The following is an 18,223-nucleotide window of genomic DNA, read 5'->3' on the forward strand; positions in this document are numbered from 1 at the left end:
CCGAACCCTCGTTAGCCTACAATGCTAATGTGGCAAGGGCTTGCCGATTCGTTCCCGTTACAGGACGCCAAAGACGGACTTTTCTGCTTTTTTTGTAGCAGATATGTTCGAAGCAGAGTGGGACCACGTATATGCGTCTCTGCAGCCTAGGCTGCGGAGGCGCTTTTTCATTTTTATCAGATTCAGACTCGCTGTAGACTGAAAATTGTCGAAGAATGCTGGTGACTACGAAAATTGGCGAAATGTGAAGTGTGATGCGGCAAGGATATGGAGGGAATAGGAGGGCGACATGTTCAGGCATTTCAAATCCGATATTCAAACTGTTTTGGATAATGATCCGGCCGCCCGGAGTAAGCTGGAAGTCATTTTTACGTATTCTGGCGTTCATGCCCTTTGGGCACACCGAATTGCACATTGGTTTTATTTGCGAAAGTGGTGTACTCTAGCCCGTGTTATATCCCAGGTATCGAGGTTTATGACAGGAATTGAAATTCATCCTGGCGCTCGTATTGGAGATCGGCTGTTCATTGACCACGGCATGGGTGTTGTCATTGGCGAAACCTGTGAAATTGGCGATGATGTCGTATTGTATCAGGGGGTTACTCTTGGAGGAACTGGAAAAGAGAAAGGGAAGCGCCACCCCACCATTGGGAATAATGTCGTTATAGGCTCCGGTGCAAAAATATTGGGTTCATTTACGATTGGGGCGCAATCCAATATTGGCTCCAACTCGGTTGTGCTAAAAGAAGTTCCACCAAACAGTACGGTAGTGGGTATCCCCGGGCGAGTGGTCAGACAGGATGGCAGACGTCCAGATCGACTTAGTCACCAGTTGCCTGACCCGGTCGTCGATTCCATACGGTCTCTTCAAATGGAAATAGAACGATTACGAGCAGAATTGTCTGATTTGAAGGAGGAGCAATCTGCTCAGAAACATCAGGTGACCCAAGAGAATAAATTACAAGGATAATTTTCATGAGGGAGGAACATAACGATGTCGCTTCAAATTTATAATACAATGACGAGGAGCCGGGAGCCTTTTGTGCCACTGGAGCCTGGAAGGGTTAAAATGTATGTATGTGGTCCTACAGTGTATGATTACATTCATATTGGTAATGCACGACCTGTAATTGTGTTCGACGTGGTACGCAGCTACTTGGAGTATTTGGGCTATGATGTAAACTATGTGGTGAATTTTACGGACGTTGATGATAAGTTGATCCGCAAAGCTCGGGAACTTAATATGGAGGTTCCGGCAGTTGCCGAGAAGTTTATTGCTGCCTATCATGAGGATCTGACAGGATTGAATGTTCCTGCTGCCAGCATAAATCCTCGTGTAACCGAAAGCATGGATCTGATTATTGATTTTATCAAGGACCTGGTAGACAAAGGCTATGCCTACGAAAATGATGGTGATGTCTTCTACCGGACCAAAATGTTTAAAGACTACGGACAGCTGTCAGGCCAAAATTTGGAGGAACTCCAGTTTGGGATTCGCATCAATGTGGATGAACGCAAGGAGAATGCCGAGGATTTTGTACTCTGGAAAGCAGCGAAACCGGGAGAAATTTACTGGTCAAGTCCTTGGGGGGATGGACGCCCAGGCTGGCATATCGAATGCTCTGCTATGGCTCGTCACTATTTGGGGGATACACTGGATATTCACGGAGGCGGACAGGATCTGCAATTTCCGCATCATGAATGTGAATGCGCACAATCCGAAGTGATTACGGGTAAACCATTATCTCGCTACTGGATGCATAACGGATATATTCGCATAGATAATGAAAAAATGTCGAAATCACTCGGTAACGGTATTTTGGTTAAAGATCTGCGTGCTCGTCACAAGCCCGAAGCTTTACGTTATTTTATGCTGTCGACACATTACCGCAACCCTTTGAACTACAACCAAGAGACGATGAGTCAGGCGGAGAATAGTGTCGAACGGATTGCCAATGCAGTCGCCAATGTAAAGCATCGTTTATCCATGGCTTTGAAAGGTAATGAAGCAGTATCGGCTGAGCTGCAAATGAAGCTTGATGGGATATTACAGCAATTTGGCGAAAAAATGGATGATGATTTCAATACGCCTGATGCGATTACTGCGGTGTTCGAATGGGTCAGCGAAGCCAATCTTTTGTTGCAGCGTGATGTTGTCAATCAGGCGGAATTGCAAGCGGTGCTGCATACCTTCCATTCGATGAATACGGTACTTCGCATTTATTCGGAACCGAGTGAAGAACTGCTGGATGACGAAATTGAGCAGTTAATTGCAGAACGTGTCGAAGCTCGTAAAACTAAAAACTGGGGTAGAGCTGACGAAATTCGTGATCTGTTAGCTACTAAAGGCATTGTGCTTGAAGATACGGCGCAGGGTATGCGGTGGCGGCGGAAATGAGTAATAAGCCACTGAACTCAGAAGCTGTGGAAGGCGCAGGAAACTGGTTTCCGTATCCTGCGTCCAAGCCGGCTCGCTTGATGCCCCCCATTGCGTTAGCTTACATTGGTGATGCAGTGTATGAGGTGGCTGTCCGGCAATATCTGCTGGCACAGCCCAACCTGCGTCCCAATCATTTACATCGACGAGCTACAAAGCTAGTCTCCGCCAAGGCACAGAGTCGTATGTTGGGGCTGCTAGAAACAGTGCTTACGGATGAAGAACGTGACATTGTCCGACAAGGAAGAAATGCCAAATCAGGGAGCCTGCCCAAAAATGCTGATGTGCTTGAGTATCGACACGCCACTGCACTGGAAGGATTGATTGGTTATCTTTATTGTGATGGACATTTGGACAGATTGTCAGAGTTGATTACGTACGGAATTGCACAAATGGAAAATGCAGAAAAATCATAAATTGGAGACGGATTGAACGAATTGATATCGACCGTTTTCCGGGAGGAAGCTAGAGATGGAAGAAGAATGGATTGCCGGTAAGCATTCGGTAACAGAGGCGCTGCGTTCAGGCAGGACGATAAATAAAATATGGATTGCGGATAATGCACAGAAGCATTTGACACTGCCGATTATGGCTGAGGCGAAAAAAGCAGGAATCATTGTTTTGCAGGTGGACAAGCGTAAGCTCGATCAAATGGTTCCAGGCATTCAGCATCAGGGAGTGGTCGCGCAAGCTGCACCTTTTGCCTACGCTGAGGTGGAGGACTTGCTTGCTAGTGCTCGTGCTAAGGGAGAAGAGCCGTTTTTGATTTTGCTGGATGAGATTGAAGACCCTCATAACTTGGGCTCCATCCTGCGTACGGCGGACTGCACTGGAGCACACGGTATCATAGTGCCGAAAAGGCGTTCAGCCGCTGTAACTGTAACGGTGTCTAAAACATCGGCAGGTGCTGTGGAGTACGTCCCGGTGGCGCGTGTGAGCAATTTGGGACAAACCATTGACCGTCTTAAAGAAGAAGGTGTATGGGTAGTTGGCACGGATGTTACAGCAACCGATCCCGTCTTTGGGAATGGAGTATTCACCGGTCCCGTAGCGATTGTCATTGGTAACGAAAATAAAGGAATGGGCCGTTTGATCCGCGAGAAATGTGATGTACTCGTCAAGCTGCCAATGGCGGGACAAATCAATTCCCTCAATGCTTCTGTAGCTGCAGGTGTCGTCATGTACGAAGTTTTGCGCGGACGACAGGCACGAGGCTAACGATATGGCTGACACGCGGGATGTTCTGCTTGTGGACGGTTACAACATGATTGGAGCCTGGCCCGAACTTTCCGCACTGGTACAATCTGGTATGCAGGAAGCGAGGGACAGACTTCTTGAACGATTGGCGGATCATCAGGCGTATTCGGGCAGAAGAGTCATCGTCGTATTTGATGCTTACAGGGTGCCAGGATTAGGTAAGACCTTTGCCCAGAGCAAAGTCCAGATTTATTTTACGAGAGAAAAAGAGACAGCCGATGAGTGCATCGAGCGATTAGTTCGTGAGCTGAGCAGCAAGAGGAGAAGCATTTACGTAGCGACAAGTGATCAGGTAGAGCAGCATGTGGCCTTTGGCCAGGGAGCACTCAGAGTATCGGCACGAGAATTACTGATTGAGATTGAGGAATCTGAAAGGGAAGTCCAGAAGCGAATCCAGCAGGATAACGCCAAATTGTCCCGCAATTCGCTGGATGGCAAGCTGAGTCCGGAGCTTCGAAAGTTGTTTGAACGCTGGAGAAGAGAATGATCCAGTAATTGGGATACTCTCCATTTTGAAACCATTGACAATTTTGTTAGCGCTCTTCTTTTTTAGGTTGTTGTGGTTGACGGTATCAGGTTACATCGCGTATACTTGTCGTATATTTGAGAGAGTAACGGGTACCTTGCGTTGCAGCCGGAGGGATTGTTAGTGAGTGTGGACCTCAAGGATATCATGTTGTCAAAGTTTGATTACAAAAATGATGAAGACATTGTCGGAGCAGTCCATGAAGGTGATGGGGAAGCGCTGGAGTTTCTGATTAACAAATATCGAAACTTTGTGCGGGCCAAGGCCAGATCCTACTTCCTGATTGGGGCTGATCGCGAGGATATTATTCAGGAGGGCATGATTGGTCTCTACAAATCCATCCGTGATTTTAAGGGAGACAAGCTTGCTTCGTTCAAGGCTTTCGCCGAGTTGTGCATAACACGACAGATTATTACGGCAATTAAGACGGCTACACGACAAAAGCACATTCCTCTGAACTCTTACGTATCTCTGGACAAGCCCATCTATGATGAAGAGTCAGACCGGACGTTGCTCGATGTGATTTGCGGAACACAAGTAAGTGATCCTGAAGAGCTGATTATCAATCAGGAAGAGTTTGTGGGTCTTGAGGACAAAATGTCCGAGATTCTGAGCGAGCTAGAACGCAAGGTACTTATGTTGTATCTGGACGGTCGTTCGTATCAGGAGATTGCTGAAGATCTAGATCGTCATGTGAAATCCATTGATAACGCGCTGCAACGGGTCAAACGTAAACTTGAAAAGTATCTGGAAGTAAGGGATAGTTGAAAGTAGAGGCTGACATGGAAAAGGCTCGAGTTTGAGTCTTTTTTTATTCGTTTTGGGTATGCTGTGCAGGTTTATAAGTGTTGTAAATGATTTATACTAAAAAAGATGAATAATAGATATCGCTTTGATTTTGAAGCAGTATTTCAGAGAATAGCTTCAAAGGATGGACAGATGTAAAAATGCACCACAACCGGGACTGCGAAATGTATGCAAACATTCGTTGACATGGAAAACCCCGTGTGATAAAGTGTTTTAGGTAGGCCTAAATTCGCGGTTTTTTTAGGATCAATTATGAGACTTCCGGTGTTGGATGTCTTCGGGAGGTGCACATCATGCGGGTAATTATTACTTTGGCTTGTACAAATTGCAAACAAAGAAATTACACAACGACGAAAAACAAGCGTAATCACCCCGACCGCATGGAGATGAAGAAATTCTGTAAGTCCTGTAACGAACAGACTTCTCATCGGGAAACCAGATAGTTTTTGGAGGTGTAGTCGGCGTGAAACGCAGTTTCAAGTCTCTGTTTTCCTTTTTCTCTGAAAGCTGGGCTGAACTCAAGAAAGTTCGCTGGCCCAATCGTAAAGAACTGACCAACTATACGCTGATTGTCATAGGGACGATTGCGTTCGTCACGATTTATTTTTGGGTTCTCGATATCGGCATTTCCGCTGTGATCGAAGCGATTATCTAGGAAGGGTTCCAGGTGGCTTGATATGGAAAAAAGATGGTACGTCGTTCATACCTATTCAGGGTATGAGAACAAAGTCAAAGCCAATTTGGAAAAACGCGTTGAGTCCATGGGCATGGAAGACAAGATATTCCGTGTTCTTGTTCCTATGGAAGAAGAACTGGTAACCAAGGACGGTAAGAAAAAAACCGTTATGCGTAAAGTCTACCCTGGTTATGTCTTGGTCGAAATGGTCCAAACCGATGATTCTTGGTATGTTGTACGCAACACACCAGGTGTTACGGGATTTGTAGGATCGACAGGCTCGGGTTCCAAGCCGACGCCATTGCTTCCAGAAGAAGTTGAACAGATTCTGAAGCATATGGGCATGGTAGAGCCGAAACCGAAGATTGAATTCGATGTTAAGGAATCCGTGCGAATTAAAGTTGGTCCTTTTGCGAATTTTGTGGGCTCCGTGGAAGAAATTTTGGTTGAGAAGAGCAAGCTTAAGGTTCACGTCAACATGTTTGGACGGGAAACCCCGCTTGAGTTGGATTATACTCAAGTGGAGAAAATATAGATTTTTCTTACAGGTTTCTTGTGGGAGGATCAATAGGTCCGTCTACCACTATTGAGTCAAGGAGGTGTCATCCATGGCAAAAAAGGTAATTAAAATGGTAAAACTGCAGATCCCTGCAGGGAAAGCTAATCCAGCGCCTCCAGTAGGTCCAGCTTTGGGTCAAGCAGGTGTCAACATTATGGCATTCTGTAAAGAGTTCAATGCTCGTACTGCTGATCAAGCAGGCCTGATTATTCCGGTTGAAATTTCGGTATTTGAGGATCGTTCTTTTACGTTCATCACCAAAACTCCACCGGCTGCTGTTCTGTTGAAAGTTGCTGCTAAAATCGAAAAAGGTTCCGGTGAACCGAATAAAACGAAAGTTGCAACTGTAAATCGCGCTGCTGTTCGTCAAATTGCAGAGCAAAAAATGCCTGACCTTAACGCAGCTTCCGTAGAATCGGCAATGCGTATGGTTGAAGGTACTGCTCGCAGCATGGGTATCACCATCGTAGATTAATTTTATTAATCTACGTGTGCCGGCGGTTTGACTGTCCGGCAAGTGTGGGAGGAATATCCGCTAATACCACATAAGGAGGAAAAGATAATGGCTAAACATGGTAAGAAATACCTGGAAGCTGCTAAGCTGATTGACAGCGAAGCAACTTATGAGCCTTTGGAAGCCGTTGAATTGGTGAAAAAGGCTGCAACTGCTAAATTCGACGAAACCGTTGAAGCTGCAGTTCGTCTGGGCGTAGATTCCCGTAAACAAGACCAGGCTGTTCGTGGTGTTGTTGTCCTGCCACATGGTACGGGTAAAACACAACGCGTTCTGGTATTTGCAAAAGGTGACAAAGTGAAAGAAGCGGAAGCGGCTGGCGCTGATTTTGTTGGCGATCAAGATATGATCAACAAAATCCAACAAGGCTGGTTCGAATTCGACGTCTGCGTTGCGACACCTGATATGATGAGTGAGGTTGGTAAACTGGGTCGTTTGCTCGGTGGTAAAGGTTTAATGCCTAACCCTAAAGCAGGCACAGTTACTTTCGACGTTGCCAAGGCTGTTCAAGAAATTAAAGCCGGTAAAATCGAATACCGTCTCGACAAAGCAGGTCAAATTCACGCACCAATCGGCAAAGCATCGTTCAGTGCTGAGCAACTGAACGAGAACCTTAAAGCCTTGATTGAAGCCTTGAACCGTGCGAAGCCAGCGGCTGCTAAAGGTGTATACCTGAAAAACATCGCTATTTCTTCGACTATGGGACCAAGTGCACGTGTGAACACATCTGTTTACAGATAATATTTCGGTTGACACGTTCAATCAAATTTGTTATTCTGTAAAAGTTGTGAGTCCTTGTGACTGACCGTTAAAGTTGAATATGCTTACCGTAGACAGTAGGTGCTTTCGGGCTTAATTTCCTACCGAGGTGTTATGATAGAACGTTTCATGCGACGGGCTTGTCCCGTCCATGTGGATTTATCAAGCCTTCGTACTCTACGGAGGCTTTTTTCATGCTCATGAAAACGACTTTGGTAGAACGCCAGAATGGGTGTTTCTAACAAAGTAGATAAATTGATCAGGAGGTGTACAGTTTGGCAAATGCAAAAGTGATTCAAGCAAAACAAGAAGCTGTTGAAGTTGTAGCTGCAAAATTGCGCGAGAGCGTAACAACTGTAGTTGCAGACTATCGCGGTCTGAATGTTGCACAAGTAACTGAGCTGCGTAAGCAGCTTCGCGAAGCCGGAATCGAATTTCAAGTGCTGAAAAACACACTGCTCCGCCGTGCAACTGCGGCAGCAGAATTGACTGAACTGGACGCAGTATTGACAGGTCCTACTGCAATCGCGTTCGGCAAAGATGATGCAGTGTCTGCAGCTAAAATCTTGAACGATTTCGCTAAGAAAAACAATGCATTGGAACTGAAAGGTGCAGTTGTAGAAGGTCGTGTGATCGGTGTTGAGGAAATCAAAGCGCTGGCAGAACTGCCATCCCGCGAAGGTCTCCTTTCCATGCTCCTCAGCGTGCTTCAAGCTCCTATGCGCAACTTCGCGCTTGCGGTTAAAGCTGTTGCAGATAAAGAAGAGCAAAGTGCATAAGTTGGGATTTAAACCTGCTGTATAGCAGTTAAGAACAAAAAAATACGAATTTAAATGGAGGTTCAACCATGAGTAAAGAGCAAATCTTGGAAGCAATTAAAGGTATGTCCGTATTGGAACTGAACGATCTCGTGAAAGCAATCGAAGAAGAATTCGGCGTAACTGCAGCAGCTCCAGTAGCTGTAGCAGGTGGCGCAGCAGGTGGCGCAGCAGAAGCTGAGCAATCCGAGTTCGACGTAATCTTGACAAGCGCTGGCGCTTCCAAAATCAACGTTATCAAAGCAGTTCGCGAAATTACAGGTCTTGGCCTGAAAGAAGCAAAAGAACTGGTTGACAACGCTCCAAAACCATTGAAAGAAAAAGTTGCAAAAGAAGAAGCTGAATCCGTTAAAGCAAAATTGGAAGAAGCAGGCGCTTCTGTAGAAGTAAAATAATTGACTGCTCTTTAGCAGACAATGAATTAAAACAAACCCCTTGAGGTGATCTTCAAGGGGTTTGTTGCTGTAAAGCGGTAGTACAAACAGGTCTGAAATATTATTCTAAAGGCTATGATGTTAATATAACCGTACAACCGAAAGAGGTGGGCGTGAATGGCTGATCATTATTACTCCAGACGGCCAGAGACGGCACATGAACGGCGAAGTCTAGAGACGGTGCTGCGTGGACGTTCCTATCGATTTGCCAGCGATTCAGGCGTTTTTTCAAAGCAGGGGATTGATTATGGGAGTCGTGTGTTGATTGAAGCTATGCAACTTCCTGCAAATGCCTCGGTATTGGATGTAGGATGTGGTTACGGGCCGATTGGTTTGACGGCGGCTACGCTTGTCCCGGACGGACACGTTACAATGGTTGATATTAACGAGCGAGCCGTTCAACTAGCGATAGAGAATGCGGAGCGTAATGGAATTAAAAATGTCACCATTAAGCAAAGTGATTTGTTTGCAGAAGTGCAACACGAACGTTTTGACGTGATCTTGACGAATCCTCCTATACGTGCAGGGAAAGAAACGGTTCATACCATATTTGAGCTTGCGTATGAGCATTTAAATGAGGGTGGTGCTTTATGGGTCGTCATACAGAAAAAGCAGGGTGCTCCTTCTGCGAGCGCTAAAATAGAGAGCCTTTTCGGTCGTGTGGAAGAAGTTACGAAGGATAAAGGTTATCGGATTTTAAAGGCTGAAAAAAGTTTTAGAAAAATGCAATAGGACCATTGACTTGAATCCTGGTCTGTGATATCATTGTAAAATGTCAGTATTAGGATGCCCTCCATGGCTTTAGTTTGTTGAAATGTCAATAGATTTATGCGTAACAGGGTATAGTATTTATATCTCTTACGTATAATATAACCATTTTGGGCAAATCTACAAGTGATGAAGATCTTCCGGTATGAGGATTCTGCAGATACGTCGCTCTTTTTTCGAATGCATTCGAGTAAGGGCTTTTCTGTATTTGTAAGATCGAATCATCTGTATGTGTCTTATTATAAGGTCACAAACAGAGGTTCGCAATGTATTTTTAAAGTGAGTAGACATGAGGGGTGAGTTTAAGTTGGCAGGACATCTTGTTCAATATGGTCGACGCACTCGGCGCAGTTATGCACGTATTAATGAGGTACTCGAGGTTCCCAACCTGATTGAGATCCAACAAAAATCCTATGATTGGTTTTTGGAGGAAGGATTACGGGAAATGTTTCGGGATATTTCTCCAATTCAAGATTTCACAGGAAATCTGATTCTGGAGTTTATCGATTACTCTCTCGGAGAACCCAAATATACCGTTGACGACGCAAAGGAACGCGACGTTACGTATGCAGCACCGCTTCGGGTAAAAGTCCGGCTTATTAATAAAGAAACCGGGGAAGTGAAAGAGCAGGAAGTATTCATGGGAGACTTCCCGCTGATGACTGAAACGGGTACGTTTATTATTAACGGTGCGGAACGGGTTATTGTCAGCCAGTTGGTTCGCTCTCCCAGCGTCTATTTCAGCACAAAAGTCGACAAGAATGCGAAAACAACATACACCGCAACGGTAATTCCTAACCGGGGGGCTTGGCTCGAACTGGAGATGGATGCGAAGGATATTATCTATGTCCGGATTGACCGTACCCGTAAAATTCCGGTTACGGTGTTGCTGCGTGCGCTTGGCTTTGGCACTGATGCTGAGATTCTGGATTTGCTCGGCAATGACGAATATATCCGCAACACACTTGATAAAGACAACACGGATTCCACGGAGAAAGCGCTGATTGAAATTTATGAGCGTCTTCGTCCGGGTGAGCCACCAACATTGGATAACGCAAAGAGCTTGCTTGTTGCACGCTTCTTTGATCCAAAACGGTATGATCTGGCCAACGTAGGCCGTTACAAAATCAATAAAAAGCTTCACATCAAAAACCGTCTGTTCAATCAACGTCTTGCTGAGACACTGATTGATACGACAACTGGTGAAATCATCGCTGAAGCAGGACAAATGGTAGACCGTCGCCTGTTGGACGAGATTTTGGCACAACTAGAAGAGTCGGTTGGACATCGTACGTATCATGTTGCTAGTGGCGTATTGGAAAGCAACGATATTCCGCTTCAAACGATCGATGTATTCTCGCCAATTGAAGACGGTAAAGTAGTAAAACTGATTGCCAATGGAAATATCGATAAATCGGTTAAGAACATTACGCCTGCCGATATTATTTCCTCCATCAGTTATTTTATTAACTTGCTTCACGGAATCGGAAGTACAGACGACATTGACCATTTGGGTAACCGTCGTTTGCGTTCTGTAGGTGAGTTGCTGCAAAATCAGTTCCGTATTGGTCTGTCCCGTATGGAACGCGTGGTACGCGAAAGAATGTCAATTCAGGATGCTAATGTAATTACGCCACAGGCGCTGATTAACATACGTCCGGTCATTGCGTCGATTAAAGAGTTCTTTGGTAGCTCCCAGCTGTCTCAGTTCATGGATCAGACAAACCCGCTTGCTGAATTAACGCACAAACGTCGTCTGTCTGCACTCGGACCCGGCGGTTTGACGCGCGAACGCGCGGGCATGGAAGTACGTGACGTCCATCCGAGTCACTACGGCCGTATGTGTCCTATCGAGACACCAGAGGGACCAAACATTGGTTTGATCAACTCTTTGTCCACTTTCGCACGTATCAACGAGTACGGATTTATCGAAGCTCCTTATCGCTGGGTAGATCCGAAAACCGGAAAAGTTACAGATCAGATTGATTACCTGACTGCTGATGAAGAAGATAACTACATCGTTGCTCAGGCAAATGCGGAATTGACGGAAGAAAACACCTTTAAGGATGAAATCGTTATTGTCCGCTATAACAAGCAGTCTGATAACATTATTCCGATGGCAAGTAGCCGTGTTGATTACATGGACGTATCGCCTAAACAGGTCGTATCAGTCGCTACTGCACTGATTCCGTTCCTGGAGAATGATGACTCGAACCGCGCATTGATGGGTTCCAACATGCAGCGGCAGGCTGTTCCACTACTGATTCCGAAAGCGCCTTTGGTAGGAACAGGGATGGAACATAAGTCTGCAAAAGATTCTGGTGTTTGCGTTGTGTCCAAGTACAACGGGGTAATTGAACGTTCTTCGGCTAACGAAATTTGGTTGCGTCGTATTGAAAATGTAGATGGTACTGAAGTGAAAGGCGATATTGTTAAGTATAAATTACACAAATTTATGCGTTCTAACCAAGGAACATGCATCAACCAGCGTCCAATCGTAAACAGAGGCGATATTGTCAAGGTTGGCGATATTCTAGCGGATGGCCCATCCACAGAAATGGGCGAGTTGGCATTGGGACGTAACGTTGTCGTAGCGTTCATGACTTGGGAAGGTTACAACTACGAGGATGCGATCTTGCTGAGCGAGAAGCTGGTTAAAGAGGATGTATACACCTCGATCCATATCGAGGAATACGAATCCGAGGCTCGTGATACGAAGCTTGGACCAGAAGAAATCACTCGTGATATCCCGAATGTTGGTGAAGAAGCGCTTCGTAATCTAGATGAGCGCGGCATCATTCGCATCGGTGCGGAAATTGCCGCAGGTGACATTCTTGTTGGTAAAGTAACACCTAAGGGTGTGACTGAGCTGACAGCTGAAGAACGTCTCTTGCATGCAATCTTTGGTGAGAAGGCGCGCGAGGTTCGTGATACTTCCTTGAGAGTTCCTCACGGAACCGACGGGATCGTTGTAGATGTTAAAGTATTTACACGTGAAAATGGCGATGAGCTGCCACCGGGTGTAAACCAGTTGGTACGCGTATACATTGCTCAAAAACGTAAAATTTCTGAAGGCGATAAAATGGCTGGACGTCACGGTAACAAGGGTGTCGTTGCCCGTATTCTGCCTGAAGAAGATATGCCATTCTTGCCGGATGGCACCCCAGTGCAAGTCGTACTGAACCCGCTGGGCGTACCTTCACGGATGAACATCGGACAGGTGCTTGAAGTGCATCTGGGTATGGCTGCAATGCGTCTTGGTATTCATGTGGCAACTCCAGTATTCGATGGTGCCAAGGAGTATGACGTATTTGATACGATGGAAGAAGCGGGTATGCAACGCAATGGTAAAACGGTGTTGTATGATGGACGTACAGGTGATCGTTTTGAACGTGAAGTTACTGTCGGTGTCATGCACATGATCAAACTGGCGCACATGGTCGACGATAAGATCCATGCCCGTTCTACAGGTCCTTACTCTCTCGTTACGCAACAGCCGTTGGGTGGTAAAGCCCAATTCGGTGGTCAGCGCTTCGGGGAGATGGAAGTATGGGCACTGGAGGCCTACGGTGCAGCGTACACGCTTCAGGAAATTTTGACTGTGAAATCCGATGATGTGGTTGGACGTGTTAAAACTTACGAATCCATCGTCAAAGGTGAAAATGTCCCTGAACCGGGTGTTCCTGAATCATTCAAGGTCTTGATCAAAGAGCTGCAAAGCTTGGGTATGGACGTGAAGATTCTGTCTGAAGACGAACAAGAGATCGAAATGAGAGAGCTTGATGATGAAGATGACACAACTGGCGATAAGCTGAGTTTGAATCTGGAAGGCTCTGAGGTTGGCGTAGAGTAATTTGACTGCTGACTGACTCATATCAGCTTTGTTATATGCCTCGATCCATTTTTGGATGGATCAGGCTTCTTGATACCGCCCGGTGCTGCCGGGCGGTATCAAACCTAAAAACTCAGGATTTGGTTAAGGAGGGTTGCTCCTTGTTGGACGTTAACAATTTCGAATATATGAAAATCGGGCTTGCTTCCCCCGAAAAGATTCGTTCTTGGTCCCGCGGAGAAGTCAAAAAACCGGAGACGATTAACTATCGTACGCTTAAACCGGAAAAAGAAGGACTATTTTGCGAGAAAATTTTCGGACCTACGAAAGATTGGGAATGTCACTGTGGTAAGTACAAACGTGTACGCTATAAAGGTGTTGTCTGTGACCGTTGTGGAGTAGAAGTTACTCGCGCTAAGGTTCGCCGTGAGCGTATGGGCCACATTGAGTTGGCAGCTCCTGTATCGCACATTTGGTACTTCAAAGGCATTCCGAGTCGTATGGGTCTTGCTCTTGATATGTCTCCAAGATCTTTGGAAGAGATCATTTACTTCGCATCTTATGTTGTAACCGATCCAGGAGATACGCCTTTGGAGAAAAAGCAACTCCTGTCCGAGAAAGAATACCGCAGCTATCGTGAGAAATATGGCTACGGATTCCAGGCAGGAATGGGTGCTGAAGCGGTTAAAAAGCTTCTTCAAGATTTAGATATAGACAAAGAATTGGAATTTTTGAAAGAAGAGCTGCGTACAGCTCAAGGGCAACGTCGAAACCGTGCGATCAAGCGCCTTGAAGTTATTGAGGCATTCCGTAACTCTGGCAACCAACCGGATTGGATGATCATGGACGTACTGCCTGTTATTCCTCCTGAGCTTCGTCCAATGGTACAGTTGGATGGTGGACGTTTTGCTACTTCTGACCTTAATGATCTGTATCGTCGTGTTATTAACCGTAATAACCGTCTGAAACGCTTGTTAGATCTGGGTGCGCCAGATATTATCGTGCAAAATGAAAAACGGATGCTGCAGGAAGCTGTTGACGCTCTGATTGATAATGGTCGTCGTGGTCGTCCTGTTACAGGTCCGGGTAATCGTCCTTTGAAATCCCTCAGCCACATGCTGAAAGGTAAACAAGGACGTTTCCGTCAAAACTTGCTCGGTAAACGTGTTGACTACTCCGGTCGTTCCGTTATCGTAGTAGGTCCGTACTTGAAGATGTACCAATGCGGTCTGCCAAAAGAGATGGCGCTGGAGCTGTTCAAGCCTTTTGTTATGAAAGAACTTGTTAACAAAGGTTTGGCACACAACATTAAGAGTGCGAAGCGTAAAGTAGAGCGTGTGAGTGCTGAAGTATGGGATGTGCTCGAAGAAGTAATCAAAGAACATCCGGTTCTTCTAAACCGTGCCCCTACGCTGCATAGATTGGGTATTCAAGCGTTTGAACCGATCTTGGTTGAAGGTCGTGCGATTCGTTTGCATCCACTCGTATGTACGGCGTATAATGCCGACTTTGACGGTGACCAAATGGCGGTTCACGTTCCGTTGTCTGCAGAAGCTCAAGCGGAAGCTCGTTTGCTCATGCTGGCATCCGGCAACATTTTGAATCCAAAAGACGGCAAGCCTGTTGTTACCCCTTCCCAGGATATGGTCCTTGGTTCATTCTATTTGACTATGGACAACAAGGAAGAAGAGGGAAGCAACATGATCCTTCGCAACCCGAATGAGGCTATCTCGGCTTATCAACGTGGAACAGCGGGTCTTCATGCTCGTGTAGCTATTCCGGTTAAGGCTTTGAATAAAACTAGCTTTACAGAGAAGCAACAGGATGCAATGTTGATTACAACCGTGGGTAAAATTATCTTTAATGAGATTTTCCCGGCAAGCTTCCCGTACATCAATGACGCTACTCGTGCCAACCTGCTCTATGGTACTGCTGAAGAGTTCTTTGTTTACGATAAGGGTGTAAACCTCACTGAAGCCATCCAGAACGCTCCGCAAGCTAGTGGAGTGGGCAAGGATTACCTTGGTAATATCATCGCCCGTTGCTTTGAGATTTACCATACGACAGAAACTGCTGTGATTTTGGATAAAATCAAACAGCTTGGCTTTACGTATTCTACTCGTGCAGGTGTGACGGTTGCTGTGGCAGACGTAGTTGTACCTCAAGAGAAACAGGATATTCTTAAAGCGTCTGATGATAAAGCACAAGTCGTGACCAATCAGTACCGTCGTGGTCTGATTACGAACGAAGAACGCTATGATCGGATTATTGATATTTGGTCCAAGGCCAAAGACGATATTACAGACATTTTGATGAAATCCATGGATCGCTACAACTCTATCATGATGATGGTTGACTCCAAAGCGCGTGGTAACAAATCGCAGATTACCCAGCTTGGCGGTATGCGTGGACTGATGGCAAATCCATCGGGTCGTATTATCGAGCTCCCAATTAAATCGAATTTCCGTGAAGGTCTGACAGTACTCGAGTACTTCATCTCCACTCACGGAGCGCGTAAAGGTTTGGCGGATACAGCGTTACGTACGGCTGACTCCGGTTACCTGACTCGTCGTCTCGTTGATGTGGCACAAGATGTTATCGTGCGCGAAGATGACTGCGGAACGGATAAAGGCTTTACAGTAAGCCGCATCCAGGACGGTAAAGAAGTCATTGAGGACCTGTACGATCGTCTGGAAGGTCGTTATTGTTTCGAAACCGTACGTCATCCTGAGACGGGTGAGATCTTGGCTAGACGCAACGAATTGATTGACTCCAACAAAGCTGAGGCGATCGTCAAAGCTGGTGTGGATAAAGTTCAAATTCGTTCCGTGCTAAGCTGCCGTGCCAAACATGGCGTCTGCAAAAAATGTTACGGCCGTAATCTGGCTACTGGCAAACACGTTGAGATTGGTGAAGCGGTTGGTATTATCGCGGCTCAATCCATCGGTGAACCAGGGACACAGCTCACCATGCGTACGTTCCACACAGGTGGTGTAGCGGGCGACGATATCACACAAGGTTTGCCTCGTATCCAGGAGCTTTTTGAAGCACGTAATCCTAAAGGTCAGGCAACCATCAGTGAAATTGACGGTGTAGTTAAAGAAGTTCGTGAAGGGAAAGACCGTCGCGAAATCGACATTCAGGGTGAAGCTGAAACAAAAACCTATTCGGTCACTTATGGTTCACGTTTGCGCGTAAGCGAAGGAATGACTGTTGAAGCTGGGGACGAACTGACCGATGGTTCGATTGACCCTAAAGAAATGCTGCGTATTAAAGGTATTCGCGGGGTGCAGAACTATATCCTTCAGGAAGTTCAACGTGTTTACCGGAACCAAGGTGTTGAAATCAACGACAAGCACGTAGAAGTTATGATTCGTCAAATGTTGCGTAAAATTCGTATCATTGATGCGGGTGACACAACACTACTTCCAGGTTCATTTGTGGATGTGCATGAGTATGAAAATGCAAACAAGATAGCGATTCTCAGCGGCCAAGAACCAGCGGTAGCCAAACCGGTTCTCCTTGGTATTACCAAGGCATCTCTGGAAACGGACTCCTTCTTGTCAGCAGCTTCCTTCCAGGAAACTACTCGTGTCCTGACAGATGCAGCTATCAAAGGAAAAGTCGATCAGTTGCTTGGATTGAAAGAGAATGTAATTATCGGTAAATTGATCCCTGCGGGAACAGGTATGAATCGTTACCGTAGCGTGAAATTTGCCCAGCCTGAAGAGGGGCAATCCTCATCTGAGGAACTCGAACCCATTTCAGCTGAGTAGTAATATAAAATAATATGATAAGCCCGGAACACCGTAGATATAAGCTTTGGTAAAGGCTGTAGCAACGGTGCTCCGGTACTTCTTATAAAAATGTAACGTATTACTTTGTTTAAATAGATTATAGTTGATAATTGTCTTGACATTGTTCATAGTCAATGCTAATATAGCAAAGGTGCGTGAGCAGCCTATATGCTATTGGGTCTTTTCGGAGGAATGAGATATGTCTAAAGAACAAGGACTGCAAGATGCTCATGTCAAAATCGGTACCAAACAAACCATTCGTATGGTAGAAATGGGCTTCGCCTCGGAAGTATATGTGGCAGAAGATGCAGATCAGCGTTTCACTTCCAACATCATTGATTTGTGCAACAAGCACGGGGTCAAAGTGACTCTCGTAGATACAATGAAAAATCTCGGAGCTGCATGCGGGATTGAAGTGGGAGCCGCGATGGCTGCTATCGTAAAACAATAGGGTAAGGAACGTTTTTGTCTAGGGAATCGTTATTCTTGGCGGCAAAGACTTTTCATTTGTTCTTTTATGAACCGCCTGGGTCTGTGGGCTTAGATAAGGTTTGTAAAGTAACAGCAAAAATTGAGGAAGGGGGTGGCAACCAACATGCCAACTATTAACCAACTGGTTCGTAAAGGACGTCAAGCCAAAATCGAGAAATCGAAATCACCGGCTTTGCAAAAAGGTTTTAATGCCTTGAAACGTGAAGCTACCGACATCAGTGCCCCGCAAAAACGCGGAGTTTGCACTCGTGTAGGTACTATGACTCCGAAAAAACCAAACTCCGCACTTCGTAAATATGCTCGTGTTCGCTTGACGAACCGTGTAGAGGTGACTGCTTACATTCCAGGTATTGGACATAACCTTCAAGAACACAGCGTAGTGCTGATTCGTGGCGGTCGTGTAAAAGACCTTCCGGGTGTGCGTTACCACATCGTTCGCGGTGCTTTGGATACTGCAGGCGTAAACAACCGCATGCAAGCTCGTTCCAAATACGGCGCAAAACGCCCTAAAGCTAAAAAATCCTAATGAATATAAACCGCGTATGCA

18 protein-coding genes and 1 other annotated feature are annotated in these 18,223 nt (G+C 45.8%); all 18 genes read left to right on the forward strand.

The window, feature by feature from the left end:
- Positions 1 to 289 precede the first annotated feature (289 nt).
- The 18 genes from cysE (at position 290) to rpsL (ending at position 18,202) form a co-directional block, all read left to right on the forward strand.
- Entirely contained in the window at positions 290 to 970 is a 681-nt protein-coding gene (gene cysE / locus HFD99_RS22935) for a serine O-acetyltransferase (RefSeq protein ID WP_013373284.1), read from the forward strand.
- Positions 971 to 994: 24 nt separating this feature from the next.
- Complete coding sequence (gene cysS / locus HFD99_RS22940; RefSeq protein WP_025365933.1) at positions 995 to 2,398, forward strand: cysteine--tRNA ligase; 1,404 nt, start codon at positions 995 to 997, stop codon at positions 2,396 to 2,398.
- Positions 2,395 to 2,853: a Mini-ribonuclease 3 gene (locus HFD99_RS22945; RefSeq protein ID WP_025365932.1), complete on the forward strand. Its 459-nt coding sequence runs from the start codon at positions 2,395 to 2,397 to the stop codon at positions 2,851 to 2,853. Before cysS ends, HFD99_RS22945 begins: the two co-directional genes overlap by 4 nt.
- A gap of 55 nt (positions 2,854 to 2,908) precedes the next feature.
- Positions 2,909 to 3,655 (forward strand): 23S rRNA (guanosine(2251)-2'-O)-methyltransferase RlmB, encoded by a 747-nt coding sequence (rlmB, locus tag HFD99_RS22950; RefSeq protein WP_167441017.1) that lies wholly within the window; start codon positions 2,909 to 2,911, stop codon positions 3,653 to 3,655.
- A 4-nt stretch (positions 3,656 to 3,659) separates the two neighbouring features.
- Positions 3,660 to 4,181 (forward strand): NYN domain-containing protein, encoded by a 522-nt coding sequence (locus tag HFD99_RS22955; RefSeq protein WP_016818643.1) that lies wholly within the window; start codon positions 3,660 to 3,662, stop codon positions 4,179 to 4,181.
- Positions 4,182 to 4,343: 162 nt separating this feature from the next.
- A complete protein-coding gene (sigH, locus tag HFD99_RS22960; protein WP_016324748.1) occupies positions 4,344 to 4,988 on the forward strand; it encodes an RNA polymerase sporulation sigma factor SigH in 645 nt (214 codons plus the stop codon).
- Positions 4,989 to 5,320: 332 nt separating this feature from the next.
- A complete protein-coding gene (gene rpmG, locus HFD99_RS22965; protein ID WP_013373278.1) occupies positions 5,321 to 5,470 on the forward strand; it encodes a 50S ribosomal protein L33 in 150 nt (49 codons plus the stop codon).
- 20 nt (positions 5,471 to 5,490) lie between these two features.
- Positions 5,491 to 5,682 carry a preprotein translocase subunit SecE gene (gene secE / locus HFD99_RS22970; protein WP_013312170.1) on the forward strand — a complete coding sequence of 64 codons (192 nt, stop codon included), beginning with the start codon at positions 5,491 to 5,493 and terminating at the stop codon, positions 5,680 to 5,682.
- Positions 5,683 to 5,704: 22 nt separating this feature from the next.
- Entirely contained in the window at positions 5,705 to 6,238 is a 534-nt protein-coding gene (nusG, locus tag HFD99_RS22975) for a transcription termination/antitermination protein NusG (protein WP_007432596.1), read from the forward strand.
- A gap of 73 nt (positions 6,239 to 6,311) precedes the next feature.
- Positions 6,312 to 6,737, forward strand: a complete 426-nt coding sequence (gene rplK, locus HFD99_RS22980; RefSeq protein ID WP_007432595.1) for a 50S ribosomal protein L11 — start codon at positions 6,312 to 6,314, stop codon at positions 6,735 to 6,737.
- Between the two features lie 87 nt (positions 6,738 to 6,824).
- Positions 6,825 to 7,517: a 50S ribosomal protein L1 gene (gene rplA / locus HFD99_RS22985; RefSeq protein ID WP_016818644.1), complete on the forward strand. Its 693-nt coding sequence runs from the start codon at positions 6,825 to 6,827 to the stop codon at positions 7,515 to 7,517.
- A gap of 68 nt (positions 7,518 to 7,585) precedes the next feature.
- Positions 7,586 to 7,737, forward strand: a sequence feature (ribosomal protein L10 leader region).
- 73 nt (positions 7,738 to 7,810) lie between these two features.
- On the forward strand, positions 7,811 to 8,314 hold the full coding sequence (rplJ, locus tag HFD99_RS22990; protein ID WP_016818645.1) for a 50S ribosomal protein L10: 504 nt from the start codon (positions 7,811 to 7,813) through the stop codon (positions 8,312 to 8,314).
- A gap of 68 nt (positions 8,315 to 8,382) precedes the next feature.
- The gene (gene rplL, locus HFD99_RS22995) at positions 8,383 to 8,748 is read left to right on the forward strand and encodes a 50S ribosomal protein L7/L12 (RefSeq protein ID WP_013373275.1); all 366 of its coding nucleotides are present in this window, start codon (positions 8,383 to 8,385) and stop codon (positions 8,746 to 8,748) included.
- A gap of 156 nt (positions 8,749 to 8,904) precedes the next feature.
- The gene (locus tag HFD99_RS23000) at positions 8,905 to 9,519 is read left to right on the forward strand and encodes a class I SAM-dependent methyltransferase (protein ID WP_123797689.1); all 615 of its coding nucleotides are present in this window, start codon (positions 8,905 to 8,907) and stop codon (positions 9,517 to 9,519) included.
- 343 nt (positions 9,520 to 9,862) lie between these two features.
- Entirely contained in the window at positions 9,863 to 13,408 is a 3,546-nt protein-coding gene (rpoB, locus tag HFD99_RS23005) for a DNA-directed RNA polymerase subunit beta (RefSeq protein ID WP_016818647.1), read from the forward strand.
- A 140-nt stretch (positions 13,409 to 13,548) separates the two neighbouring features.
- Complete coding sequence (gene rpoC, locus HFD99_RS23010; protein ID WP_016818648.1) at positions 13,549 to 17,163, forward strand: DNA-directed RNA polymerase subunit beta'; 3,615 nt, start codon at positions 13,549 to 13,551, stop codon at positions 17,161 to 17,163.
- A 220-nt stretch (positions 17,164 to 17,383) separates the two neighbouring features.
- Positions 17,384 to 17,635, forward strand: coding sequence for a ribosomal L7Ae/L30e/S12e/Gadd45 family protein (locus HFD99_RS23015; protein ID WP_016818649.1), 252 nt, complete (start codon positions 17,384 to 17,386; stop codon positions 17,633 to 17,635).
- 144 nt (positions 17,636 to 17,779) lie between these two features.
- Positions 17,780 to 18,202, forward strand: coding sequence for a 30S ribosomal protein S12 (gene rpsL, locus HFD99_RS23020; RefSeq protein WP_007432587.1), 423 nt, complete (start codon positions 17,780 to 17,782; stop codon positions 18,200 to 18,202).
- The last annotated feature ends 21 nt before the right edge of the window (positions 18,203 to 18,223 follow it).

The organism is Paenibacillus sp. EKM301P, assembly GCF_011800295.1.
Lineage (GTDB): Bacteria > Bacillota > Bacilli > Paenibacillales > Paenibacillaceae > Paenibacillus > Paenibacillus polymyxa.